This is a genomic window from Streptomyces sp. NPDC001634 (assembly GCF_040298185.1).
In the GTDB taxonomy this organism is placed as follows: Bacteria; Actinomycetota; Actinomycetes; order Streptomycetales; family Streptomycetaceae; genus Streptomyces.
In genome coordinates this window covers 34,096-58,062 of the sequence record NZ_JBEOZU010000050.1, presented here as the reverse complement: position 1 = coordinate 58,062, position 23,967 = coordinate 34,096, and the positions used below count along the sequence as shown (strand labels likewise).

At 69.8% G+C, this 23,967-nt stretch carries 21 protein-coding genes and 1 riboswitch; of the genes, 6 read left to right on the top strand and 15 right to left on the bottom strand.

From position 1 onward, the window contains the following. Positions 1-149: 149 nt before the first annotated feature. Positions 150-947 carry a metallophosphoesterase family protein gene (locus ABT186_RS29140; RefSeq protein ID WP_351235982.1) on the bottom strand — a complete coding sequence of 266 codons (798 nt, stop codon included), beginning with the start codon at positions 945-947 and terminating at the stop codon, positions 150-152. A gap of 308 nt (positions 948-1,255) precedes the next feature. On the opposite strand from ABT186_RS29140, the gene ABT186_RS29135 reads away from it, so the two are divergent. Continuing rightward, a complete protein-coding gene (locus tag ABT186_RS29135) occupies positions 1,256-3,052 on the top strand; it encodes an AMP-dependent synthetase/ligase (protein WP_351235984.1) in 1,797 nt (598 codons plus the stop codon). 22 nt (positions 3,053-3,074) lie between these two features. Here the strand turns inward: ABT186_RS29135 and ABT186_RS29130 are convergent, their stop codons facing one another. Next, positions 3,075-4,712, bottom strand: coding sequence for a GMC oxidoreductase (locus ABT186_RS29130; RefSeq protein WP_502973355.1), 1,638 nt, complete (start codon positions 4,710-4,712; stop codon positions 3,075-3,077). A 178-nt stretch (positions 4,713-4,890) separates the two neighbouring features. Next, the gene (locus ABT186_RS29125) at positions 4,891-6,033 is read right to left on the bottom strand and encodes a glycosyltransferase family 4 protein (RefSeq protein WP_351927573.1); all 1,143 of its coding nucleotides are present in this window, start codon (positions 6,031-6,033) and stop codon (positions 4,891-4,893) included. Between the two features lie 142 nt (positions 6,034-6,175). Here ABT186_RS29125 and ABT186_RS29120 point away from each other — a divergent pair, with 142 nt between their 5' ends. Continuing rightward, on the top strand, positions 6,176-7,408 hold the full coding sequence (locus tag ABT186_RS29120; protein WP_502973356.1) for a glycosyltransferase 87 family protein: 1,233 nt from the start codon (positions 6,176-6,178) through the stop codon (positions 7,406-7,408). Here the strand turns inward: ABT186_RS29120 and ABT186_RS29115 are convergent. Beyond that, positions 7,369-8,679, bottom strand: coding sequence for an MATE family efflux transporter (locus ABT186_RS29115; RefSeq protein WP_351927571.1), 1,311 nt, complete (start codon positions 8,677-8,679; stop codon positions 7,369-7,371). The two genes, ABT186_RS29120 and ABT186_RS29115, sit on opposite strands and share 40 nt — an antisense overlap. 102 nt (positions 8,680-8,781) lie before the next feature. Between ABT186_RS29115 and ABT186_RS29110 the strand changes: the two genes are divergently transcribed. Continuing rightward, on the top strand, positions 8,782-9,306 hold the full coding sequence (locus ABT186_RS29110; RefSeq protein ID WP_351235994.1) for a PadR family transcriptional regulator: 525 nt from the start codon (positions 8,782-8,784) through the stop codon (positions 9,304-9,306). A 13-nt stretch (positions 9,307-9,319) separates the two neighbouring features. Here ABT186_RS29110 and ABT186_RS29105 read toward each other — a convergent pair whose 3' ends face one another. The 5 genes from ABT186_RS29105 to ABT186_RS29085 form a co-directional block, all read right to left on the bottom strand. Next, on the bottom strand, positions 9,320-10,540 hold the full coding sequence (locus ABT186_RS29105; RefSeq protein ID WP_351927569.1) for a hypothetical protein: 1,221 nt from the start codon (positions 10,538-10,540) through the stop codon (positions 9,320-9,322). 45 nt (positions 10,541-10,585) lie between these two features. Then, positions 10,586-11,620, bottom strand: a complete 1,035-nt coding sequence (locus ABT186_RS29100; RefSeq protein WP_351927567.1) for a C40 family peptidase — start codon at positions 11,618-11,620, stop codon at positions 10,586-10,588. 218 nt (positions 11,621-11,838) lie between these two features. Next, a complete protein-coding gene (locus ABT186_RS29095; protein ID WP_351927565.1) occupies positions 11,839-12,873 on the bottom strand; it encodes a C40 family peptidase in 1,035 nt (344 codons plus the stop codon). Between the two features lie 325 nt (positions 12,874-13,198). After that, positions 13,199-14,548 (bottom strand): NYN domain-containing protein, encoded by a 1,350-nt coding sequence (locus tag ABT186_RS29090; protein WP_351236352.1) that lies wholly within the window; start codon positions 14,546-14,548, stop codon positions 13,199-13,201. 34 nt (positions 14,549-14,582) lie between these two features. Continuing rightward, complete coding sequence (locus ABT186_RS29085; RefSeq protein ID WP_103843079.1) at positions 14,583-14,822, bottom strand: hypothetical protein; 240 nt, start codon at positions 14,820-14,822, stop codon at positions 14,583-14,585. A gap of 156 nt (positions 14,823-14,978) precedes the next feature. Here ABT186_RS29085 and ABT186_RS29080 point away from each other — a divergent pair, with 156 nt between their 5' ends. Together ABT186_RS29080 and ABT186_RS29075 are read left to right on the top strand one after the other, a co-directional pair. Then, positions 14,979-15,710 (top strand): rhomboid family intramembrane serine protease, encoded by a 732-nt coding sequence (locus tag ABT186_RS29080; RefSeq protein ID WP_351236350.1) that lies wholly within the window; start codon positions 14,979-14,981, stop codon positions 15,708-15,710. Then, the gene (locus ABT186_RS29075; RefSeq protein WP_351236348.1) at positions 15,707-15,988 is read left to right on the top strand and encodes an Lrp/AsnC family transcriptional regulator; all 282 of its coding nucleotides are present in this window, start codon (positions 15,707-15,709) and stop codon (positions 15,986-15,988) included. The genes ABT186_RS29080 and ABT186_RS29075 overlap by 4 nt, the downstream gene beginning before the upstream one ends. Before the next feature lie 88 nt (positions 15,989-16,076). On the opposite strand, the gene ABT186_RS29070 is transcribed toward ABT186_RS29075, so the two are convergent. From ABT186_RS29070 to ctaE, 6 genes are all read right to left on the bottom strand, one after another. Continuing rightward, a complete protein-coding gene (locus ABT186_RS29070; protein ID WP_351927563.1) occupies positions 16,077-17,450 on the bottom strand; it encodes an aminotransferase class V-fold PLP-dependent enzyme in 1,374 nt (457 codons plus the stop codon). 202 nt (positions 17,451-17,652) lie between these two features. Next, positions 17,653-17,769, bottom strand: a riboswitch (SAM riboswitch). A 102-nt stretch (positions 17,770-17,871) separates the two neighbouring features. Beyond that, complete coding sequence (trpD, locus tag ABT186_RS29065; protein ID WP_351927561.1) at positions 17,872-18,936, bottom strand: anthranilate phosphoribosyltransferase; 1,065 nt, start codon at positions 18,934-18,936, stop codon at positions 17,872-17,874. A gap of 139 nt (positions 18,937-19,075) precedes the next feature. Then, positions 19,076-20,713, bottom strand: a complete 1,638-nt coding sequence (gene qcrB, locus ABT186_RS29060) for a cytochrome bc1 complex cytochrome b subunit (protein ID WP_351236342.1) — start codon at positions 20,711-20,713, stop codon at positions 19,076-19,078. After that, on the bottom strand, positions 20,710-21,783 hold the full coding sequence (qcrA, locus tag ABT186_RS29055; RefSeq protein ID WP_351236340.1) for a cytochrome bc1 complex Rieske iron-sulfur subunit: 1,074 nt from the start codon (positions 21,781-21,783) through the stop codon (positions 20,710-20,712). Before qcrA ends, qcrB begins: the two co-directional genes overlap by 4 nt. Further along, positions 21,780-22,592, bottom strand: a complete 813-nt coding sequence (gene qcrC, locus ABT186_RS29050) for a cytochrome bc1 complex diheme cytochrome c subunit (protein ID WP_351236338.1) — start codon at positions 22,590-22,592, stop codon at positions 21,780-21,782. The genes qcrA and qcrC overlap by 4 nt, the downstream gene beginning before the upstream one ends. A gap of 112 nt (positions 22,593-22,704) precedes the next feature. Then, a complete protein-coding gene (ctaE, locus tag ABT186_RS29045; RefSeq protein ID WP_351236336.1) occupies positions 22,705-23,325 on the bottom strand; it encodes an aa3-type cytochrome oxidase subunit III in 621 nt (206 codons plus the stop codon). A 187-nt stretch (positions 23,326-23,512) separates the two neighbouring features. Here ctaE and ABT186_RS29040 point away from each other — a divergent pair, with 187 nt between their 5' ends. Beyond that, entirely contained in the window at positions 23,513-23,914 is a 402-nt protein-coding gene (locus ABT186_RS29040) for a response regulator (protein ID WP_351236334.1), read from the top strand. The last annotated feature ends 53 nt before the right edge of the window (positions 23,915-23,967 follow it).

The following is a 23,967-nucleotide window of genomic DNA, read 5'->3' as shown; positions in this document are numbered from 1 at the left end:
TCCTCCAGATGCGGTCCGGTGAGGGAGGTCGGTGCGCGCACGTGCGCACGCGTGTGCAGCGTGAAGGCTACCGCGCACGGGTCCCGCCGCTACCACCCCACCTGCGCTTTGGCCGAGGAGGCTGCATCACCCGCCGCACGGCGACCCGATCACCACTCCAGCGACCAGGGTCTCCCGCTCCCGGCGAAGTGCCCCACGTTCACGCACTCCGTGGCCCCGATCCGCATCCTCCGCACCAGCGGCTGGTGGACATGGCCGAAGAGCGAGTACCTCGGGCGCGTGCGGCGGATGGCGTCCAGGAGCGCCCGGCTGCCGCGTTCGAAACGCCGCGCCACCGTGTCGTACACCAGCTCCGGCACCTCCGGCGGGATGTGAGTGCACAGCACGTCCACCTCCCCCACCGCCTCGATCTTCGCCGCGTACTCCTCGTCACTGATCTCGTACGGGGTCCGCATCGGGGTGCGCAGTCCCCCGCCGACGAAGCCGAAGGTCCAGCCGCCTATCTCCACCCGTTCGCCGTCCAGCACGGTCGTGCCCTGTCCGGCGTACTCGGGCCAAAGAGTCGGCATGTCGACATTGCCGTAGGTGGCGTACGTCGGCGCCGGGAACGCGGCGAACAGTTCGGCGTACTGCCTGCGGACCGCCTTCTCGATGGCCGCGCCGCGGTCCGCACCCACGCCGGCCCACAGTTCGGCGCCGAACGCCCGCGCCTCCTCGTAGCGGCGGGCGGTGCGCAGTTCGACCAGCCGGTCGGTGTTCTCCTCGCCGAACAGGTCCGGGAAGATCCCGCGCGAGTGGTCGGCGTAGTCGAGGAACAGGACCAGGTCACCCAGACAGATCAGGGCGTCCGCCCCGTCGCCGGCCCTGGCCAGGTCGCGCGCGTTGCCGTGCACGTCGCTGACCACGTGAATCCGTGTCCTGCGGTTACCGCCCGGTGTGGGTGCCATGACGATCAAGCGTAGGGGTGTGCGGCAAACGTGAACAGTGTCGACCGATCCTGCGGTTACTGGCCAGTCAGTAATGGCGTCGACTACTGTGCGCAAAGGAACGCCAACACGTGTGACGCACGGAACATCTCGTCGGGACCCCCTGTCGTAGAAGCCATACCGGCGGGTAACGTCCGGGCAGTCCAGTCGTGCTCAGGGTTTCAACCAACGACTCCGTAGGAAGAACCCTGCGCACCTGCCCGAGCCTTGGACCGCACCGTCGCAGCACACCGAGTCGTGGCGTCGGCGCCCTATGAGGAGCAGCAGCTTTGCGCGAGTTCAGCCTTCCGGCTTTGTACGAGGTCCCTGCGGACGGCAACCTGACCGACATCGTCCGCAGAAACGCCGCGCAGCATCCCGATGTCGCCGTCATCGCCCGTAAGGTGGGCGGTTCCTGGCAGGACGTCACCGCCACCGCCTTCCTCGCCGAGGTGCGGGCCGCGGCCAAGGGGCTCATCGCCTCCGGTGTGCAGCCGGGCGACCGGGTGGGTCTGATGTCCCGGACCCGTTACGAGTGGACGCTGCTCGACTTCGCGATCTGGAGCGCGGGCGCGATCACCGTGCCGGTGTACGAGACCAGCTCGCCGGAGCAGGTGCAGTGGATCCTCAGTGACTCGGGCGCGACCGCCTGCATCGTGGAGCTGGACAGCCACGCCACGGCCGTCGAGTCGGTGCGCGACCGGCTGCCCGCGCTCAAGCACGTCTGGCAGATCGAAGCCGGGGGCGTGGAGGAGCTGGGCCGGCTGGGCCAGGACGTCAGCGACGCCACCGTCGAGGAGCGCAGCTCGCTCGCCAAGGCGGACGACCCGGCGACCATCGTCTACACCAGCGGCACCACCGGCCGCCCCAAGGGCTGTGTGCTCACCCACCGCAGCTTCTTCGCCGAGTGCGGGAACATCGTGGAGCGGCTGCGGCCGCTGTTCCGCACCGGTGAGTGTTCCGTCCTGCTCTTCCTCCCGCTCGCGCACGTCTTCGGCCGTCTGGTCCAGGTCGCGCCGATGATGGCGCCGATCAAGCTGGGCAACGTCCCGGACATCAAGAACCTCACCGACGAGCTGGCCGCGTACCGGCCGACCCTGATCCTGGGCGTCCCGCGCGTCTTCGAGAAGGTCTACAACTCGGCGCGCGCCAAGGCGCAGGCGGACGGCAAGGGCAAGATTTTCGACAAGGCGGCGGACACCGCGATCGCGTACAGCAAGGCGCTGGACACCCCGTCGGGCCCGTCCCTCGGTCTGAAGATCAAGCACAAGACGTTCGACAAGCTCGTCTACAGCAAGCTGCGCGCGGTCCTCGGCGGCCGTGGCGAGTACGCCATCTCCGGCGGCGCCCCGCTGGGCGAGCGTCTGGGCCACTTCTTCCGCGGCATCGGCTTCACGGTCCTGGAGGGCTACGGCCTGACCGAGTCCTGTGCGGCCACCGCGTTCAACCCCTGGGACCGGCAGAAGATCGGTACGGTCGGCCAGCCGCTGCCCGGTTCCGTGATCCGTATCGCGGACGACGGCGAGGTGCTGCTGCACGGCGAGCACCTGTTCAAGGAGTACTGGAACAACGAGGCCGCGACCGCGGAGGCGCTGGCCGACGGCTGGTTCCACACCGGTGACATCGGCACCCTCGACGAGGACGGCTACCTCAGGATCACCGGCCGCAAGAAGGAGATCATCGTCACCGCGGGCGGCAAGAACGTCGCCCCGGCCGTGATCGAGGACCGCATCCGGGCGCACGCGCTGGTCGCGGAGTGCATGGTGGTGGGCGACGGGCGGCCGTTCGTGGGCGCGCTGGTCACCATCGACGAGGAGTTCCTGGGCCGCTGGGCCGCCGAGCACGGCAAACCGGCGGGCTCCACCGCGGCGTCGCTGCGCGAGGACCCGGATCTGATCGCGGCGATCCAGGACGCGGTCGACGACGGCAACGCCGCGGTGTCGAAGGCGGAATCGGTGCGGAAGTTCCGCATTCTCTCCTCCCAGTTCACCGAGGAGTCGGGCCACCTCACGCCGTCCCTGAAGCTCAAGCGCAATGTGGTGGCGAAGGACTACGCGGACGAGATCGAGGCCATCTACCGGAAGTAGCAGGCCACGTACGGCAGTCGGCTCATGGCGCGGTGTCCTCGGCGAGGACCCGCGCCATCGTCCGTTCGGCGAGCGCGGTGATCGTCACGAAGGGATTCACGCCGATCGACCCGGGCACGAGCGAGCCGTCGGTGACATACAGCTTCGAATAGCCTTTCACCCGGCCGTAGTTGTCGGTCGCTTTGCCCAGCACGCAGCCACCCAGCGGGTGGTACGTGAAGTCGTCCGCGAAGACCTTGCTCGTCGAGCCGAACAGGTCGTAGCGGTAGATGGTGGCGTTGGCCGCGTTGATCCGGTCGAACAGCTTCTTGGCCATGGCGACCGAGACCGCGCTCTGGGCCGCCGTCCAGCCGAGCTTCACCCCACCGCTCGCGGAGTCGTAAGTGAACGACGCCCGCTCGGGGTTCTTGGTGATCGCCAGATAGAGGCTGACCCAGTGCTCGAAGCCCATGGGCAGCGGGGCGATCTCGGCGAAGACGGGGTTGTCGGTGTTCGCCCAGTCGTCGATGCCCATGACCGGCATGGTCGCCTGGTTGGCGCCGACCGTGTCCCAGATGTGGTTGGCGCGCCCGAGCATGGTGTTGCCGTTGGTCCCCCAGCCGCCGCCGACACCGGCGTCCAGGTTCGGCAGGGTGCCCGTGTCCCGGGCGCGGACCAGGAGTTCGGTGGTGCCGAGGCTGCCACCGCCGAGGAAGAGGTACGTACAGCTGTACTGCTTGGTCTCGACGACCGCGCCGGTGGTGTCGATGCGGTCGGCGGTCAGCAGCCAGCTCCCGTCACTCGCCCGGCTGATGGTCTTCACCTTCTCCAGCGTGTGGATGGTGACGTTGCCGGTGCCGAGCGCGGAGGCCAGGTAGGTCTTGTCGAGGCTGCGCTTGCCGTAGTTGTTGCCGTAGATGACCTCGCCCGCCAGCGCGGACTTGGTCGCGGTGCCGAGCGCCTCGCGCTCCATGTGGTCGAAGTCGTAGACGTTCGGCACGAAGGTGGTCTTCAGGCCGGCGTTCGAGGCCGCCTTCCGGGAGGTGCGGGCGAACTGGTACCACTCCGTCGACTCGAACCACGTGGGGTCGATGGTGTTCACGCCGAGCATGGAACGGGCGCGCGGGAAGTAGGTGCCGTACATCTCGTCCGCGTCCACGGTCGGGAACTGCTCGGCGAAGTACGACTGGAGCGGGGTCACCGCCATGCCGCCGTTGACCAGGGAGCCGCCGCCCACTCCCCGGCCGACGAAGACCGACATGTTGTCGAAGTGCACGCGGTCGAGGACGCCGGGGTAGGAGTTGATGTTCTTGTTGACCACATCCAGCCACAGGAAGGTGGCCAGCGGCGCCTCGGTGCGGGTCCGGAACCACATCGATCTCTGGTCCGGGGCGGTGGTGGAACAGAAGATCTTGCCGTCGGAGCCGGGGGTGTTCCACAGCCGGCCCATCTCCAGGACGAGCGTGCGGATGCCGGCCTGGCCGAGGCGGAGGGCGGCTACGGCGCCGCCGTAGCCGGAGCCGACGACGATGGCGGGAGCGGTGTCGACTGCGTCGGGCTCGGCGGCTTGGGCGGACTGCAGGTCGATGCGGGTCAGGCCGAGTGTCGCTGCCGTTTGGAGGGCGACCATGCCGAGGATTTGACGTCTAGTCAGATGACGATGTGTCAGTTTTCCTGTCATGGGCGCAGCATCGGCGGAGGTTTGCCTTCCGGCTAGGGGTTTCGGCCGGTTTTTGGGCGCCATCCGGGGTGCCGCGCAATCCGGTCGGGCGGGTACGGGTTCTCTGTGGTTTCTCGCGCCCACGCGGCAAAGCCGCATATCGACACAGCCCCGCGCCCCTGAAGGGGCGCAACTGCTCTCACAGAAGTTCCCGGAGCCTCTCCGCCAGCAAGTCCCAGCGCCACCTCTCCTCGACCCACTGCCTGCCCCTCTCGCCCATCCTCCGGCGCAGCTCCGGATCTCCCAGAAGGGTGATGATGCGGTCCGCCGTCTCCTCCACCGAGCCGCCGCGCACGACCCAGCCCGTCTCGCCGTCCAGGACCGCGTCCGGTGCGCCGCCCGAGTCGCCGGCGACCACCGGGAGGCCCGTCGCGGACGCCTCCAGGTACACGATGCCGAGGCCCTCGACATCCAGGCCACCCCGGCGGGTGCGGCACGGCATCGCGAAGACGTCGCCCGCGCCGTAGTGTGCGGGCAGCTCCGACCAGGGCACCGCGCCCGTGAAGTGCACCGCGTCACCGACCCCGGTCTCCCGGGCGAGCCTGCGCAGGTCCTTCTCATAGGGCCCGCCGCCGACGATCACGAGTACCGCATCCGGCGCCTTGCCCAGGATGCGCGGCATGGCGCGGATCAGCGTGTCCTGACCCTTGCGCGGGACGAGACGGGAGACGCAGACCACCACCGGACGGTCCGTGAACCCCAGGCGGGCGCGGACCTCGTCGCCGCCCGAGCCCGGGTGGAAGGTCCTCTCGTCGACCCCGGGCGGCAGCTGCACCATCCGCCCGGCCGCCTGCGGCGTCAGCGCGGAGGCGATGCGCGAGCGCGTGTACTCGCCGAGGTAGGTGATCGTGTCGGTGGACTCGCCGACCCATCGCAACAGGGTGCGCGCGGCGGGCAGTTGGGCCCAGCCCGCCTCATGGCCGTGTGTGGTCGCCACCAGCCGCTCGGCCCCGGCCCGCCGCAGCGCGGGCGCCATCAGGCCGAGCGGTGCCGCCGCCCCGAACCACACCGACGTACAGCCGTGCTCCCGCAGCAGCCCCACCGCCCGCCGGGTCGCGCCCGGCGTCGGCAGCAGCATCGTCGTGCGGTCGCGTACGACGGTGAAGGGCTGCTCGGCGTCGAAGGCGGCCGTCGCCTCGACCCCCTCCCGGCTGCGCTTCCAGGTGGAGGCGTAGACGACCAGCCGCCCGGGGTCCAGGCGCAGCGCCATGTTGTGCAGGAACGCCTGGATGCCGCCCGGCCGCGGCGGAAAGTCGTTGGTCACGATCAGGGTCTTGTGCATCGTCGTCGACAGTACCGAATCCGATGTGCGACCGTACTCACAGCTCCGTACGGCCGCGCTTCATGGCCCTCGCATTGTCCGACGGGGGATCATGGCTCATCGACGCAACTGCGACGCGAGCGGCGCACGGACGGGGGATCAGGTGGACATGGCGGGCACACGGCGGTTCCCGGGCTGGCTGATCGCCACTTGGGTCCTGACCAGACTGGTCCTGCTGCTCTTCGTCTTCAAGGTGTGGATCTTCCCGGGCCCGGACATCACCACCGACGTCTCCGTGATCTACCAGGGCTGGTACGGCACCCTGCGCACCGGATCGTTCCCGCTGAACGACGTCACCTGGCAGTACCCGCCCGCCGCCGCGCTCGCGATCCTCTCCCCCGGGCTGCTGCCCTTCATGGACTACACGCAGGCCTTCTACGTCCTCGCCTTCCTCGCCGACCTGGGGGTCTTCTGCCTGCTGCAGTACGCAGGGCTGCGCCCCGGCAAGACGCTGCGCGGCGCCTGGGTCTGGGTGATCGGCGTCGCCCTGCTCGGACCGACCGTGTACGCCCGCTACGACCTGATGGTGACGGCGGTGGCCGTGGCCGCACTGCTGGCCGGGGCGCGCCACCCGCGGGTGATGGGCGCGCTCGTGGGCTTCGGCGCACTGCTGAAGGTGTGGCCGGCGCTGCTGCTGGCGGGTGCCGTGAGGCGCCGGGCCTGGTTGTCCGCGGCTGCGACGGCCGGGGTCCTCGCTGTGCTGTTCGCTCTGACGATGCCCGGGGCCTTCTCCTTCCTGACCTCCCAGCGCAACCGCGGCACCGAGGTCGAGTCGGTGGGCTCGTTGGTCTTCCATGTGGCCCGGCACTTCGGCTGGCAGGGCCAGGTGATGTTCCACTACGGCTCGGTGGAGTTCGTCGGCCCGTACGTCGACTGGGTCAGCGCGGCGGCCCTGTTCCTGACCGTGATCGCCTTCGGCTGGATGCTGCTGTGGCGGGTGAGTGTGCGGCGCATGCCGTCGCACACCATCGCGGACGCGGCGTTCGTGGCGGTGCTGATGTTCACGGTCACCAGCCGGGTGATCAGCCCGCAGTACCTGGTGTGGCTGGTCGGGCTCGCGGCGGTCTGTCTGTGCTTCCGTGGCAGCCGGATGACGCCGCCCGCCGTGATGGTGCTGGCCGCCTGCCTCGCCACGGTCCTGGAGTTCCCGGTCCACTTCGGGGACGTCGTCGCAAGCAACCGGCTGGGCGTCTCGCTCCTCTTCGCCCGCAACGGCCTGCTGGTGCTCGCCACGCTGACCGCCGCCCGGGAGCTGTGGCGCGGCACGGTCTCGCGGCCGGCCCCGACCGTACCGACTCAGGCCGCCCGCACCCAGGAGACCCTCACGCCCTCCTGACGGCGCGCGAGCAGAAGCAGCGCGCCGCACTGCAGCGCCATGGAGAGCGCGAACGCCAGACAGATGCCGGGCAGCCCGAGCCCCGACAGGACATGGGCGAGCGGTAGCTGCACCACCGTGCCGAGCAGCGTCACGCGCAGCAGCAGGGGCGCGCCCCCGCTGCCCTCGAGGACCCCGCCGAGCGCGATGAAACAGGCCATCAGCAGCAGGTACGGGCCGATGCAGCGCAGGAAGAGCACCCCGTCGTGCGCGACCGCGGGACCGGCACCGAAGGCACGCATGATCCATGGCGCGAGGGCGCACAGCAACGCCACCGCGGCCAGCCCCACCGTCCCCGACACGAGCACGGCCTGCCGCCCGATGGCCCACCTCTCGTCCCGGCCCGCGCCCCGGGTGTGCGCGGTGTGGATGGAGGCGGCCTGCCGCACGGCGTAGAAGGCCATGGTCGCGATGTACATCGCCTTGTAGGCGATCGCGTACGCGGCCACGGCCGTCACCCCGAGCCGGGCCACGATCGCGACCAGGACCAGCGCCCCGGTCTGCCGCACGGTGAAGTCGGCGGACATCGGCAGACCGGTGGTCAGCGTGCGGCGCAGGGCGGCACCGGCGGTCTCGGCGGGCGGGACGCCCAGGGAGGTCCGCAGGAGGGCGTTGCGGCGCAGGGCGCGCAGCCCCACCGCCAGGGCGACGGCACGGCACAGCACCGTCGAGGCGGCGGCGCCCGGGACGCCGTAGAGATGGATGAGCAGCGGGTCGCCGACGAGGATCAGCCCGTTGGCGAGGAGCGCGAGGCGCATCGGGGTGCGGGTGTCGCCGGTCCCCTTGAGGACGCCGTCCACAAGCTGCTGGGCGAAGAAGACCGCGACGCCGGGCAGGGAGATCGCGCAGTAGCCGACGGCGAGGGACAGTGCGGGGCCGTCGCCGCCCAGGACCAGCCGGGCGAGGGGTTCCCGCAGCAGGTAGCCGCCGGCCATGACGACCGGTGTGATCACCGCGCACAGCAGCCATCCGCCGCGTACGGCCGCGCGGACCGCTCCCGGATCCCGGGCGCCCCGGGCATGGGCGACCAGGACGGTGGTGCCGGAGGCGAAAACGAGGGCGACGCCGAGCAGCACGTTCTCCGTGTTGGTCGCGACGGCGACCGCCGCCACGGCCGGGCCACCGAGCCGGGAGACCCAGACGGTGTTGATGATCCCGGCGGCCACGGAGGCGAGCAGGGAGAAGTAGACGGGATGGGCGAGCGATATCAGCTGCTTGCGATGGGCGTTCACGGCAGTACCTCTTCCATATCCCTCGATCCGACTTACCTCGATTCGAGGTAACTCGATAAGAGGTATCATGGGTGTACGACGTCTGCAAGAAGGAGCCGACCGGTGCTGGAACTGTCGATCCTGGGCTTCCTGGCGGAGGAACCGCTGCACGGCTATGAGCTGAAGGAACGGATCAAAGCCCTGAGCGGCCATGTCCGCCCGGTCAGCGACGGCGCCCTCTACCCCGCCATCAACCGGCTGGTGGCCGCGGGCAGGCTGGACCAGCACACCGAGCCGGGGACGAGCGCGGCCCCGCGCCGCATCCTGTCGCTCACCGAGGAGGGCCGCGAAGACCTCCGGGAGCGGCTGCGGCACCCCAAGCAGGCGGAGATCACCGACCACGTGCGCTTCAACACCGTGCTCGCCTTCCTGCGTCACCTCCCGGACCGCACGGAACAGGCCAAGGTCCTCCGCCGCCGCCTGGACTTCCTCGAGACCCCGGCGAGCTTCTTCTACCGCGACGGCGAGCCCGTACGGGCCGAGGAGGCCGACGACCTGTTCCGGCAGGGCATGCTGCGGGTCGCCCGGGCGACGGGCGAGGCGGAGAGGACCTGGCTGAGGGAGGCGATCGCGCAGCTGGAGGGCTGAACTCCGGGGCGGGTCAGCCCAGTTGTTCCTTCAGATACGCCCGCCACTGCTGCGTGAACTTCTCCGGAGTCGTCCCGAGCACCTTCTGCATCGCGCCCTCGACCGCCCCCGCGCGCTTCCGGTGGTCGCCCACTGCCCGGTAGAAGTCGTTCAGCCGGGCCTCGCCCCAGCGGTCCGCGATCATCCGGCAGGCCATCCAGCCGCCCTCGTACGCCTGCGCCAGCTTCTCCGCCTCCCCGGCGAAGGCGAAGTCCCCGTCCTCCGGCAGCGCCGCCGGGACACGCCCCAGCGCGACGGAACGATCCAGTTCGGGGGCCACCTGCCGGGGCGTACGGCCGCTGCCGCGGTAGCCGACCCAGTCGGCGTACCCCTCGGAGAGCCACAGGGGCGTGGCCGGCGTGGTGTGGGCGCGGGTGGCGACATGGGTGGTCTCGTGCGTGAGCACGACCTGTTTGCCCAGGTCGCCGAGGAGGCCGTAGGCATCGGGGTTGACGATGATCCGGTCCGCGGGCGCCTGCCCCGTACCGCCCGCCTCACCGGTGGTGACCGCGGCGATCCCCCGGTATCCGGACGCCGACGCGCCGAGCAGGCCCGCCATTCCCTCCACCGACCGCGGTACGAGGACCACGACGTGCCCCGGCCAGCCGGAGCCCCATGCCCTGGTGACAGCGGGCACCGCCCGGTCCGCGAGATGCGCGTAGGTCCGCAGCAGGGTCCCCGGCTGCCCGACCCCGAGGACGAGGCTGTGCGCCCCGCGGACCACCTCGACGGCCCCCTGCTCCCACAGCTGCTGGTTGGCCCTCTCGGCGGGCTCGTCGGAGCTGACGTACCAGCGTCCGCCGGCGCGGGTCAGCCGCAGCGCGCGGGCGGCGGTGACCGGTGCCCGGTCGTAGCCCTTGACGCGATAGCGCAGTTCGGCGTCGGCGGTGGCACCGTCGCCGGTGCGGTGCAGGGCGGTGAGTCGGTACGACCAGGCGGCCAGCGGCAGGGCGCGGAGGTTGTCGAACTCCGCCGCGCCGGCGGCGAGCCTGCCGGTGGTGTCCGCGGTCCGTGCCTCGGTCGCCAGGAACGCGGACCGGTCCCCGTCCAGCACCGCCGTCGCCCGCCGGTCGAGCACCTGCTGCACGGCGGCCGTCTGGGTGTCCTGGGCCGACGCACCGCCACAGCCGACGAGCCCGGCGAGCAGCAGCACACACCCCGCCACGACCCCCGAGACACGCCCACGACCAGCCACCCGCCGATGGTACGCGCCGGTCCGCTCCCGTATGGACACCGTGGGTCAGGGCCTGGTGACCGACGAGACCGGCAGCATGCCGACGGGGTCGTAGCGCACCGCGGCCCCCGGGTGCGGCGCGTGGATGACCTGGCCGTCGCCGACGTACATCGCCACATGGCTGGCGTCGGAGCGGTAGACGACCAGGTCGCCGGGCCGGGCCTGGGAGAGCGGCACCTGGCGGCCTGCGTACCGCTGCTCCTGCGAGGTGCGCGGCAGTCCGACGCCCGCCTGCGCGTACGCCCACTGCATCAGGCCCGAGCAGTCGAAGCCGCCGGGCCCGTTGGCGCCCCACACATACGGGCGGCCGAGCGCGGAGCGGGCCGCGGCGAGGGCGGCGGCCGCGCGGGCGTCGGGCGGGGCGGCACCGGTGAGGTCGGGCACGTCCCCGCCGGAGCGGGACGCCCGTTCGTAGGCGGAGCGCTCGGCGAGCGGCAGGGAGTTGAGCAGCCGCTGGGCCTTGGCGAGCTTCTGCTCGACGGACTTCTTGTGCAGCGCGACGGCCCTGCGGCTCTTCTCCAGCTCGGCGAGCTCGTCGGCCACCTCCGCGCGCTCCTGGGCCAGTTCGCGCAGGGCGGTCTCGAGCTCCCTGAGCTGACCGGCCTGGCGGGCGCCGATCCGGTCGAGCGCGCTCGCCCTGTCGAGGTACTCGCCGGGGTTGTCGGAGAGCAGCAGCGCAAGGGAGGAGTCAAGGCCTCCGGAGCGGTACTGGGCCCCGGCGAGCGCGCCGAGCGCGTCCCGTATGGCGTTCACGCGGTCCTGCTGCCGGGCGATCCGGTCCTGTGCCCGGCCGAGCTGCCGGCGCAGCGAACCGGCTTGCTCGCCGGCCTTGTTGTACGCCTCGGTGGCCTTCTCGGCCTCCTGGTACAGCCGGTCCACCGTGGCCCGGGTCTCGTTGTGCGGCGCGGCGGCCGCCGGTACGGCGCCGAGGGCCGCGGCGGTGGCCGCCGCGGCGGTGGCCGCCGCGGCGGACAGAAAGACGGCTGTGGCGCCGCGGCCCCGGCCGAGGCCGGCTGGTGCAAGGCGGCGATGGGACCCCACGACCGGTCGCACTCCCTTCCGCTGACAAACCCCCGCCACACGGCGGGGGAAACGCGGCAGACAGTAGCCGGGTGATCACTCCCGGCTCAAAGAGTCCGACGGGCACACAAAGCGACGCCCCGCCGCTGACGCAGGTCATCGGCGGGGCGTGGGGTCAGCGGGAGTCGCTGGGATTCCCTCGTTCGGGCGGTGTGACGAGGGGCCGTGCGGAGGGTGGATCAGATGCGGACGCCGAACTCGAACGTCATGTCGGACATCGCCTCGTAGCGCACGACGGCACCCGTGTGCGGGGCGTGCAGCACCTGGCCGTTGCCCGCGTAGAGGCCGACGTGGTGGAAGTCGCCGTAGAAGATGACCAGGTCGCCGACCTGCAGATCGCTCTCCGAGTAGATACGCGTGCCGGCGTCGGCCTGCGCCTCGGAGGTACGCGGTATGGAGACGCCGGCCTGGGCGTAGGCCCAGGAGGTGAGACCGGAGCAGTCGAAGGAGCTGGGACCCGAGGCACCGTAGACGTACGGCGAGCCGATCTTGCTCTGTGCCGCGGAGAACGCGGCGGCGGCCCGGCCGGAGGCGGCCTTGGTGGAGCCGCTGATGACGCTGCGCTCGCTTGCGCGGCTGGCGCGCTGGTCCGCCGCCGCCAGAGCGGCCCTCTCCGCGGCCGTGAGGCTGTTGAGGAGCTTCTGCGCCGAGGCCAGTTTGGCCTGGACTTCCTGCTTCTGCTTGGCGAGCTCGGTGCGGGTGGCGGTCAGGTCCTTGAGCTTGGCGGAGGCTTCCTGGCGCTCCTGTGCCAGCTCGCGCTGCTTCTCCTGGATCTTCTTCAGCGCCTCGACCTGCTGGCTGCTCAACTGGTTGAGCGTCGACGCCTTGTCCAGGTAGTCGTCCGGGTTCGAGGAGAGGAAGAGCTGGACGGAGGGGTCGATGCTGCCGGTGCGGTACTGCGCACTGGCCATCGCGCCTATGCCGTCGCGGAGCTTGTTGAGCTCGTCCTGGCCGCGGGCGACCTTGTCCTGCAGGGTGGAGATTTCCTTCTGCAGCTTGTCCTGCTTCTCCTTGGCCCCGTCGAGCTTCTCGGTGGCCTTCTCCGCCTGCTCGTAGAGCGCGTCGACCTTGGCCTTGACCTCGTCCTTGCTCGGCTTCTCGCTGGGCGCGGCATTGGCGGCCTGCGCACTGAAAGCGACGGCAGCGGCGGCTGCGGTGGTGAGCACGGTCACACGTGTGCGGCTCGGCTGCTTCGGTCGACGGTGGGACGCCACGGAGGCGAGCTCCTTCTTCCTTCAGCCGCCTACCGACACGCCGGCGGGCGGTGCCCCTCCACCGTCACTCCTTATGAGTGATCGCCCGAGCGGAGGTTCGACGCCAGACCCTAGTGACCTTGCTGTGATCAGTTCAAATCCTGGGCGGGAAAATTCCCGTCACGCAATGCATTCTTTGCACTGAACTCACGTGGGGTGAGGTGGGCTTGACGCTACGTTGCGTGACGATTCCCTTAATTCGGGCATGCCCGACGGATGTTGCACTTGGTACAGGGGTTGCCCAGGGGGTTTTGGCGGCAAGAAACAAGCCCGGCAAGGGAGTCCGTTATGCCCGGGAAAGTCGCTTGAGCAGCACCGCCGACGCGACCGGCCGTGCGCCCGCCCTGGCGACCCCGTCGGCCACCTCGCGGTCGGTGGAGGCGACGATGACCGGACGACCCGGTGGCTCGGCACGCACCAGCTGGCGGATCAACTCGTCCGCGGTGACGCCCGGCTTGGAGAACAGCACCCGCACTCCGCGCGGGGGCGCGAGCAGCACGGGGGCGGCCAGTTCGGCCCCGTCGAAGACGCAGGTGACCTCGGCGCCGCTCTGCGCCGCGAGCTGCGAGAGCTGTCCGAGGAGCCGCAACCGCTGCTTCTCCAGCGGCATCTGCGGATAGCCGGTCTTGGTGACGTTGTAGCCGTCGACGACCAGATGCGCCTGCGGCAGCGCGAGCAACTGGTCGAGGATCGCGGGATCGTTTTCGGACAGCGCGCGAGCGGCGATGTCCTTCGGGGTCATCCGTCCCGGTTCGACCGCATCCACGGTCTCGGCCGGGCGTACGGAGACCGGCGGCAGCGCCAGTTCGCGCCGCAGCCCCTGCGCGGCGTCGAGGACGGTGTCGAGCAACAGCCGTACCCGCATGTCCTCGACGCTGCGCCCCTCGCGGGCCGCCCTGCGGGTGGCCTCCAGGGTGGCCTCCACCTCGCCGAGGCGCGCCTTGAGCCGGCGGGCTTCGCTCTCGGCTGCGGAGACCTGCGCCTGGCCCTCGGCCCGTACGGCCTCGACCTCGCCCTGCACCTTGCGCAGGGCGGCCTCGCCGCGCTTCACATCGCTGAAGGCGGCGCGCAGCTTGCGGTGAAGCGATTCGGCTTCCTTGCGCGCCGCGTCCAGCTCCGTGCGCAACCGCTCGGTCTCGGCGCGGGTGTGGTCGCGGGCTGCCGTCAGCTCCTCGCGCAGCCGCTCCAGCTCGGCCCGGCTCTCCTCGTCGGCACGCTCGGCGTCCGCCCGCTGGGCCTCCTCACCCGCGGCGGTCACCAGCTTCACCCAGCCCGCCGGGCGCAGTACATAGGCCGCGGCCGCCACGTCGAGCGGGTCCGCGGCCGGTGGCGGCGAGCCGGAGTCGAGAGCGCCGGTGAGCTCCGGCTGCGCCTCTCTGAGCTTCTCCGCGATGCGCTGCCGGAACAGCGGATCGGTCTCCAGGGCCGCCGCCATGGCGTTGCCGGCGAACTTGGCCCGGCGGTTCGGGGTGAACCGGGCGTACTGCCGCAGCTGCGCGGGCAGTTCGCCGAGGGTCAGCCCGCCGAAGCCGTCGGACACGATCTGCACGACCCGGCGGCGCACGCCGTCGGGCAGCGGACGGTCGAGCACCTCAGCGGTGCCGTCGACCGGCTCCCCGCCTGAAGTCTCCACCATCCGTCACCCCATTGTCCGTGCGGGGCCGCCTCCCTCAGGAGCCGGCACCCGGCCTGTCCACGAGCTCCACCTGATCCACCGCGTTGCACCAGCGGCAACGCACCGACTCGATGGTCTCACTGACCACCTCGCGCTCCTCGACCTTCGGCTCCCCGGCCAGATCCAGGTGCACATACTCGACGACCTTCGACGAGCGGGTGACGTCGAAGCGGGTGAGGTTGCCGCAGAGCGTGCAGCGCCAGCGGGTCGTCTCGGTCGGCAGGGGAACCGTCATCGTGGCTGCTCTTCCTTCTTCCAGTCTCCGTGATGCGCCAGTTTCCCTGGAGCGTGTGGCTCGTAACCCTACGGCCTGGCGGGTACCCGCCGCCCGCCCGTCCCACGCGGCGAGGCACTCTGTGCGGATTGGTCCCGTTACGCCATGCTCTGTTCCATGATCAGCACCTGGAGCAGTGCGGCCGGCAGGGCACTGCGGGGACAGCCGGCGCCGATGACGTACGGGCTGATCGCCCTGTGCTGTCTGGTCTTCCTGATCGGACCGGCTGCGGGACTGAACCCGGCCTTCGGCTCCGGGGATGCGCTGCTCACCGCCCAGCGGGCCTATTTCTCCCGCTGGGGCGTGGTCCCCGTGGAACTGTTCAGCGGGGCACCACGGGCCGCGATCACGCCCGCGACGGCGCTGTTCGTGCACGGCAGCTGGGTGCATCTGCTGGGCAACATGCTCTTCCTCTACGTCTTCGGGGCGATGACCGAGGAACGGATGGGGCATGTGGAGTTCGCCCTGTTCTACGCGGGTTGCGGCTATCTGGCGCTCCTCGCGTACGCGGCTGCCAACGCCGAATCGGCACAGACGCTGGTCGGAGCGTCGGGGGCGATCTCCGCGGTCCTCGGCGCATTCCTGTTTCTGTTCCCCAAGGCCCGGGTGACCAGTCTCTTCCCTTTCCTGCTCTTCCTGCCACTGCGCTTCCCGGCCTGGGTGGTGCTCCCCTTCTGGGCGGCCCTGCAGTGGATGGCGGCGGGCCGCGCGGCGCAGGGCCCCGGGGTGGCGTACCTGGCCCACCTCGTGGGCTTCTCACTGGGCTTCGTCTACGCATGGGTGCGCTACGGCCGTACGAGTAGGGTGAAACCACCAGCCCAGGCCCCCGAGGGAGAACACCAGCCGTGATCACCGCGATCGTGCTCATCAAGACCAGCGTGGACCGGATCCCCGAGATCGCCGAGTCGATCGCCGCGCTGGACTCAGTCAGCGAGGTCTTCTCCGTCACCGGGACGTACGACCTCGTCGCCATGGTCCGGGTGAAGGCCCACGACGACCTGGCGGACGTCATCCCCGGACGGATCAGCAAGATCCCGGGCGTCCTGGGCACGGATACGCATGTCGCCTTCCGCACCTACTCCCAGCACGACCTGGAGGCGGCGTTCGCGATCGGGCTCGACAACTAGACCGCATCGGTACGAGGACGGGGCGTGCGGCGTACCGTTCACGCCCCGTCGTGCATCCGGCCACCGGCCGGCGGCGCCCCCTCGGGGATCAGACCGCCGGGACGCAACGGCCGTCCTCCGTGCGGTAGTTCCACTTCGCGCCGTATCGGACGAGTTCCCTGACCGCGCGCACGAAGCGCTCCACGTGCTCGTCGGGAGTACCGGCGCCGAAGCTGACGCGGATCGCATTCAGCGACTTCTCACCGGGGGCTGCCTCGGGGGCGCCGCACTCGCCCTGCGTCTCCGGGTCACTGCCCAGCAGGGTGCGCACGAGCGGGTGGGCGCAGAAAAGGCCGTCGCGGACGCCGATGCCGTATTCGGCGGAGAGGGCCGCCGCGAAGTGGGAGCTGTTCCAGCCCTCGACGACGAAGGAGATCACGCCGACCCGCGGGGAGTCGTCGCCGAAGAGGGAGAGGATCTTCACCTCGGGCACCTCGGCCAGGCCTTCTCGGACCTTGCGAATGAGGTGCTGTTCGCGGGCGACGAGCGTGTCGAAACCGGCCTCGGTGAGCGCCTTGCAGGCGGATGCGATGGAGTAGGCGCCGATCACGTTCGGGGAACCGGCCTCGTGGCGGGCGGCGCTCTCGTGCCACTCCACCTCCACTCCCCCGTCCTCGCGCCGGGTGACCTTGCGGCTGGCGCCACCGCCCGCCAGGTACGGCTCGGCCTCGCGCAGCCAGTCGGCGCGGCCCGCCAGGACTCCGGAGCCGAAGGGGGCGTACAGCTTGTGACCGGAGAAGGCCACCCAGTCGACGTCGAGGTCGCGGACGGACACGGGGTGGTGCGGAGCCAGCTGGGCGGCGTCGAGGACGACACGGGCGCCGTGCGCATGGGCGGCCGCGGCCAGCTCGCGTACGGGCCACAGCTCGCCGGTGACGTTGGAGGCGCCGGTGACGCAGACGAGAGCCGGGCCGTGGGGGTCGCGGCCGGCAAGGGCGCGCTCCAGGCTCTCGACGGCCTGCTGCGGGGTGCGCGGGGCGTTGAGGCAGGTGACCCGGGCGTCACGCCACGGCAGCAGCGACGCATGGTGCTCGGTCTCGAAGACGAAGACCTGGCAGTCGGCCGGAAGGGCGGCGGCGAGGAGGTTGAGCGAGTCGGTGGTGGACCGGGTGAAGATCACCTGGTCTCCCTCGCGGCAGTCGAGGAACTCGGCCACCGTCCTGCGGGCGTTCTCGAAGAGGTCGGTGGACAGCTGCGACAGGTACCCGGCGCCGCGGTGGACACTGCCGTAGTACGGCGCGTACGCCGCCACGTCGTCCCAGACGCGCTGCAGCGCCGGGGCACTGGCCGCGTAGTCGAGCGCGGCGTAGGTGACCTCGCCACCCGTGACGAGGGGGACGGTGACATCACGCCCCAGAACGGGCAGCGCCCCGGAAATATTGCGGCAAACGGACTGGTCGGCGGCAGCGGTGGAGACGGACATGGGTGACTCCCGTGAAAGCAGGTGGAATCGCCGTGCCGGACGGCGCGCACAACGGCGCGCGGCTGCGTCGACAGCACGGGAAAAGGGGTGAAAAGGGGATGCGGAGGCGGGGCTCTGCGGCCCTATCGCATTCGCTTGCTCACGGAAGGCTCCCTCGAACGACCAGGACCCCTGGCCCCACGCTCAGTCGAAGCGTGCGAGGGGTCCGCGCTTGCCGCAGACCTCGCTGCCTACGGCCTGGTCCTCACCCGGGGCACCCCGCCACGGACGGAGGGTTGCCGGACAGCCGGCCGGGGCCGAGAGGCTGTCGCTCATGACCTGACCAGGACAGTACGGGACGTGATCGCCCGCCTGCAACTTGTGTCCGGATGCCGGGACACACGAAGGTGCCGGCGCCTCGAAGGCGCCGGCACCTCACGGCCTACTTGTTGCTCGCGGCCACCCAGCGCTCCAGCGCCCGCTTCGCCGCCCCCGAGTCGATCGACTCCGCGGCCTTCTCCATACCGGCCCGGAGCTGGTCCGCCAGGGTCCCGGAACCCGGATCCAGGGCCACCAGCGCGGCCGCCGAGTTCAGCAGTACGGCGTCCCGCACCGGGCCCCTCTCGCCCTCCAGCAGATGGCGCGCGACCTCCGCGTTGTACGAGGGGTCCCCGCCCCGCAGTGCCTCCACCGGCACCAGTTCAATGCCGACGTCACGCGGATCGAAGGTCTCCTCGGTGACCTTGCCGTCCCGGACGATCCACACCCGGGAGGTGGCCGTCGTCGTCAGCTCGTCGAGACCGTCGTCGCCACGGAAGACGAGTGAGGAGTTGCCGCGTTCGGCGAAGACGCCCGCGACGACCGGCGCCATACGCGGATCCGCGACCCCGACCGCCTGGGCCCGCACCTTGGCGGGGTTGGTCAGCGGGCCGAGGATGTTGAACACCGTGCGGATGCCCAACTGGCCGCGCGCGGCGCCCACATGGCGCAACGCCGGGTGGAACTTGATCGCGAAGCAGAAGGTGATCCCGGCCTCCTGGGCCACCTCGGCCACCCGCCGAGGGGTCAGCTCCAGGTTGACGCCGAGCTTTTCCAGGACGTCCGAGGCGCCGGACGCGGAGGACGCCGCCCGGTTGCCGTGCTTGACGACCGTGGCACCCGTGCCGGCGACGACGATCGCCGACATGGTGGAGATGTTGACGGTCTTGGCACCGTCGCCACCGGTACCGACGATGTCCACCGTCCGCCCGGGCACCTCGATCACATTGGCGTGCTCGTACATCGTCCGGACGAGCCCGTTGATCTCCTCGACGGTCTCGCCCTTGGCCCTGAGGGCCACCACGAACCCGGCGATCTGCGCATCGGTCGCCTCGCCGCGCATGATCCGGTCCATCACCCAGGCCGTGGCTTCTGCGCTCTGGTCACGGCCGTACAGCAGGGCGTTCAGTACCTCGGGCCAGGAACGGCCCGCCGCGGTGTCGCCTCCAGCGGGGGTCACAGCGCTCATAAGCCGCTCCTGGGTCGGTGTCCCGGACTACGGGACGCGCATCTCGAACGGGTCCACCCTATCCAGCCCGGAGCAGGGCGAAGGGCCCCGTCCGAACATCGGACGGGGCCCTTCGACCGTGGTGTGGCGTGCGCAGCGATCAGTGGTGGCCGTGGCCGCTTGTGATCTCCTTGTACTCCTCGACCGTGGGCTTGGGGATCTGGTTGTTCTCCCCGTAGTACGCGTTGCTCAGCTTGGCGCGCAGCTTCTCGGAGCCCTTGAACTTGCGCTCGACGCCGTTCTCGTCGACCGTCGGGCCCAGCTCCACCGGGTCGTACTGGTGGTGCGCCGTGAGCGTGTGCAGTGCGTCCTGGCTGAGCGGCTCGTGGACCTCGATGAACTCACCGTGCGGCAGCCGCTTGATGATGCCCGACTCGCGGCCGTGCAGCACCTTGTCCTTGTCCCGGCGCTGGAGGCCGAGGCAGATCCGCTTGGTGACGATGAACACGAGCACCGGGACCACGAAGAAGGCGATGCGGACGAACCAGGTGATCGCGTTGATCGACAGGTGGAAGTGCGTGGCCCAGAGGTCGTTGCCACCACCGACGAGCAGGACGAAGTACCAGGAGATCCACGCGGTACCGAAGGCCGTACGCGTCGGGGCGTTGCGCGGGCGGTCCAGGATGTGGTGCTCGCGCTTGTCGCCGGTGACCCAGGACTCGATGAACGGGTAGACCGCGATCGCGACCAGGACCAGCGGGAAGATCACCAGCGGGATGAAGACACCCAGGACGAGCGTGTGCCCCGCGACGTTGATCTCCCAGCCCGGCATCGTACGGATCAGGCCCTCGGAGAAGCCCATGTACCAGTCGGGCTGGGCACCCGTGGACACCTGGTCCGGACGGTAGGGGCCCATGGCCCAGATCGGGTTGATCTGGGCGATCGCCGCGATGGCCGCGATGACACCGAAGACCAGGAAGAAGAAGCCTCCGGCCTTGGCCATGTAGACCGGCAGCAGCGGCATGCCGACGACGTTGTTGTTCGTCTTTCCGGGACCCGCGAACTGCGTGTGCTTGTGGTAGAAGACCAGGATCAGGTGGCCAACCACCAGGCCGAGCATGATGCCCGGCAGCAGCAGGATGTGGATCGAGTAGAACCGGGCCACGAAGTCGCCGCCCGGGAACTGGCCGCCGAAGAGGAAGAACGACAGGTACGTGCCGACGATCGGCACGGACAGGATCGCGCCCTCCATGAAGCGGACACCGGTGCCGGAGAGCAGGTCGTCCGGGAGCGAGTAACCGGTGAAGCCGGTGAACATGCCCAGGACGAACAGCAGGAAGCCGAACAGCCAGTTGATCTCACGCGGCTTGCGGAACGCGCCCGTGAAGAACACGCGCATCATGTGCACGAACATGCCGGCGAGGAAGACCAGCGCCGCCCAGTGGTGGATCTGCCGGATCAGCAGACCGCCACGGACGTCGAAGCTGATGTGCAGCGTCGAGTTGAACGCCTCGCTCATCAGCTGGCCCTGCAGCGGGACGTAGCTGCCGTGGTACTCCACCTCGTTCATCGACGGGTGGAAGAACAGCGTCAGATACACACCCGTGAGGATGATGATGATGAAGCTGTAGAGGCAGACCTCGCCCAACATGAACGACCAGTGGTCGGGGAAGATCTTCCGCATGTTGGACTTGGCCAGGGAGTAGATCCCCAGCCGGCCGTCGGCCCAGTCCGCGACGCGCTCGCCGGCCGGAGCCTTTCCGCGCGGCGCAGATTCGTTGCTCTGTGTAGTACTCATCCGCGCTCCCAGAAAGCAGGACCGACGGGCTCTTCGAAGTCGCCGAGCGCTTCGAGGTAACCGTCCGCGTTGACGCCGATACGCAGCTGCGGCAGGGCGTGACCGGCCGGGCCGAAGATGACCCGGGCGCCGTCGGAGAGGTCGAAGGTGGACTGGTGGCACGGGCAGAGGACGTGGTGCGTCTGCTGCTCGTACAGGGAGATCGGGCAACCGACGTGGGTGCAGATCTTCGAGTACGCCACGATGCCCTGGTGGGACCACTCAAGTTCCCGCTTGTCCTTGATGTTCTCCGGCTGCAGCCGGACGAGCATCAGGGCCGCCTTGGCGATCTGCACCTGGAAGTCCTCGTCGGTCTCCTCCAGGCCCTCGGGCTTGGCGAAGGTGAGCGAACCGACCGCGACGTCCGAGGGACGCATCGGCTCGTTCGTGTTCATGTTGACGAGGAGCTTGCCCTTGGACCACATCGTGTGACGCAGCTTGGTGCCGGGCAGCGGGCCCAGGTCACGCAGCAGCATCACGCCGGAGAGCGGGAACAGGGCCAGCGCGCCGAACATCGTGTTGCGGATCAGCTTGCGGCGGCCGAGCGCGGACTCCTTGGCACCCTGCTTGAAGTCGGCCATGACCTTGGCCTTGACCTCGGGGGGCGCCTCGATGGGGTGACGCTCGTCGGCGATCTCCACGTCGGACATCAGGGTGCGGGCCCAGTGGACCGCGCCCGCGCCGATCGAGAACAGCGCCACGCCCAGCGTCAGGCCCAGCGCGAAGTTCATCGCGCTGATGTGCCCGATCGGGAAGACGAAGATCGACTTGTCGTTCGGGATCGTGACGTACGAGGCGATGAAGCCGACGGTGGCCAGCATCGACACGGTGAACAGCAGGGCGACCGCGCGCTCGGAGCGCTTGGCGGCCCGCTCGTCGATGTCCTGGATGCGGTGCTCGTGGGGCGGCAGCCCCGGGTCGGCGAACGGGTTCCGCTCGTCCGCGACCGTCACGGCACCGGGCGCGTGCTCGTTGTGTCCTGCGGACTGCTGAGCCGGCAGGTTCTCTTCTGGAATGTCTTGGCTACTCATGACTTCTTGGCCTTTGCGGTCCGAGCGGCGACCCAGACGGCGACCGCGATCAGCGCACCGAGTCCGAAGATCCAGCCGAACAGGCCCTCGGAGACCGGACCGAGACCGCCCAGCTCGAGCCCGCCGGGGTTCGTGGTCTGGTCACCGTTGACCGCGTTGAGGTACGCGATGATGTCCTTCTTGTTCTGCTGCGACAGCGTGGTGTCCGGGAAGGACGGCATGTTCTGCGGGCCGGTCTGCATGGCCTCGTAGATGTGCTTCGGGTCGACACCCTCGAGGCTCGGGGCGTACTTGCCGTGCGTCAGCGCGCCACCCTTGCCGGTGAAGTTGTGGCACTGCGCGCAGTTGGTGCGGAAGAGCTCGCCGCCCTTGGCGATGTCGGCGCCCTCGGGGCTGTAGTCGTTCTTCGTCGGCACGGACGGGCCGGCGCCGAGGGAGGCGATGTACGCCGCGATCTGGTCGATCTGGGCCTGCGTGTAGATGTTCTTCTTCGCCGGCACCTGGGCGCCCTGCGAGGTGGCGGCCGGCATACGGCCGGTGCCGACCTGGAAGTCCACGGCCGCGGCGCCCACGCCCACCAGGCTCGGACCGTCGGAGCTGCCCTGACCGCCGGTGCCGTGGCAGCTGGCGCAGCCCACCTGGTAGAGCTTCTTGCCCTCTTCGATGGCGAGGGACTGGGCGGTTTCATCGGCCTGCGCCTTGCTCGCGGGCGCGAACGCGGCGTACAGCCCCCCGGTGGCCGCCAGCGCGAGGAGTAGTACGACGACAGCCGCCAGCGGATGGCGTCGTCGTGCGGAGAGCTTTTTCACGGATTACCCCGGTGTCAGGATCTTCTGCGTCGATGCTTCTGGAAATGGATCGGATCGTCGCGGGCGATCGGTTCTCCCCGTTCGGGTGAACGTCGCCGCGCCCGGCGGCCGACTACTTGATCATGTAGATCGTGGCGAAGAGGCCGATCCAGACGACATCGACGAAGTGCCAGTAGTAGGACACGACGATGGCCGCGGTCGCCTGCTCGTGCGTGAACCTCTTCGCCGCGTAGGTGCGGCCGAGGACCAGCAGGAAGGCGATGAGGCCACCCGTCACGTGCATGCCGTGGAAGCCGGTGGTCAGGTAGAACACCGAGCCGTACGGGTCCGAGGACAGCGAGAGGCCGTCCTTCTTGACCAGCTCGGTGTACTCGAAGATCTGCCCGCCGACGAAGATCGCGCCCATGATGAAGGTGACGATGAACCAGCCCCGGAGCTTCTTCACATCACCGCGCTCGGCCGCGAACACGCCGAGCTGGCAGGTGAGGGAGGAGAGCACCAGGATCGTGGTGTTCGTCGCCGAGAACGGGAAGTTGAGATGGCTCGCCATCTCCTTCCAGTGGGCCGGCCCGGTCACCGATCGCAGGGTGAAGTACATCGCGAAGAGGGCCGCGAAGAACATCAGCTCGGAACTCAGCCAGATGATGGTTCCGACGCTGGTGAGGTTCGGCCTGTTGACCGACGGGTGCGCGTGCCCGGTTTCTACTGTCGTTGCTGTCGCCACGACCGACATTATGTCGGTCGCTTATCTCGCCCTCACTCCGGGGGGTGCCGTTCGGAGTGTCCGTACCGCGTGTACTGCCCGTATGGCCCATCGAAGCCCTGTCCGAACCGCTGTTGACCGCGTGTTCAAGGGAGTAGCATCCGCCACAACGGTCCATTCCGTACGACGGCAGAAACCACTGCGTACCGGAGGAAGCATGCAGCCGACCGCCACGGTGCTGGTCTACAGCGACGACTCCACCACCCGCGAACAGGTGCGGCTCGCGACCGGGCGCAGGCCCGCTCCGGACGTTCCCCTGGTCGAGTTCGTCGAGTGCGCGACGCCGGGCGCCGTCGTCAGGGAGCTGGACAAGGGCGGCATCGACGTGTGCGTCCTGGACGGCGAGGCCGTGCCGATGGGCGGGATGGGCGTCTGCCGGCAGATCAAGGACGAGATCTTCAACTGCCCGCCGGTGCTGGTGCTGATCGCTCGGCCGCAGGATGCGTGGTTGGCCACGTGGAGCCGTGCCGATGCGGCGGTGGCTCTGCCTGTCGAGCCGGTTGAGTTCGCCTCGGCTCTGGCTGCGTTGTTGCGGCGCAAGGCCCTTTTGAGCGCCTGAGAGCTCGGTCGCTCAGCCTGGTCTGCGGCTGCGGCTGCGGGTTCATCGGGGCT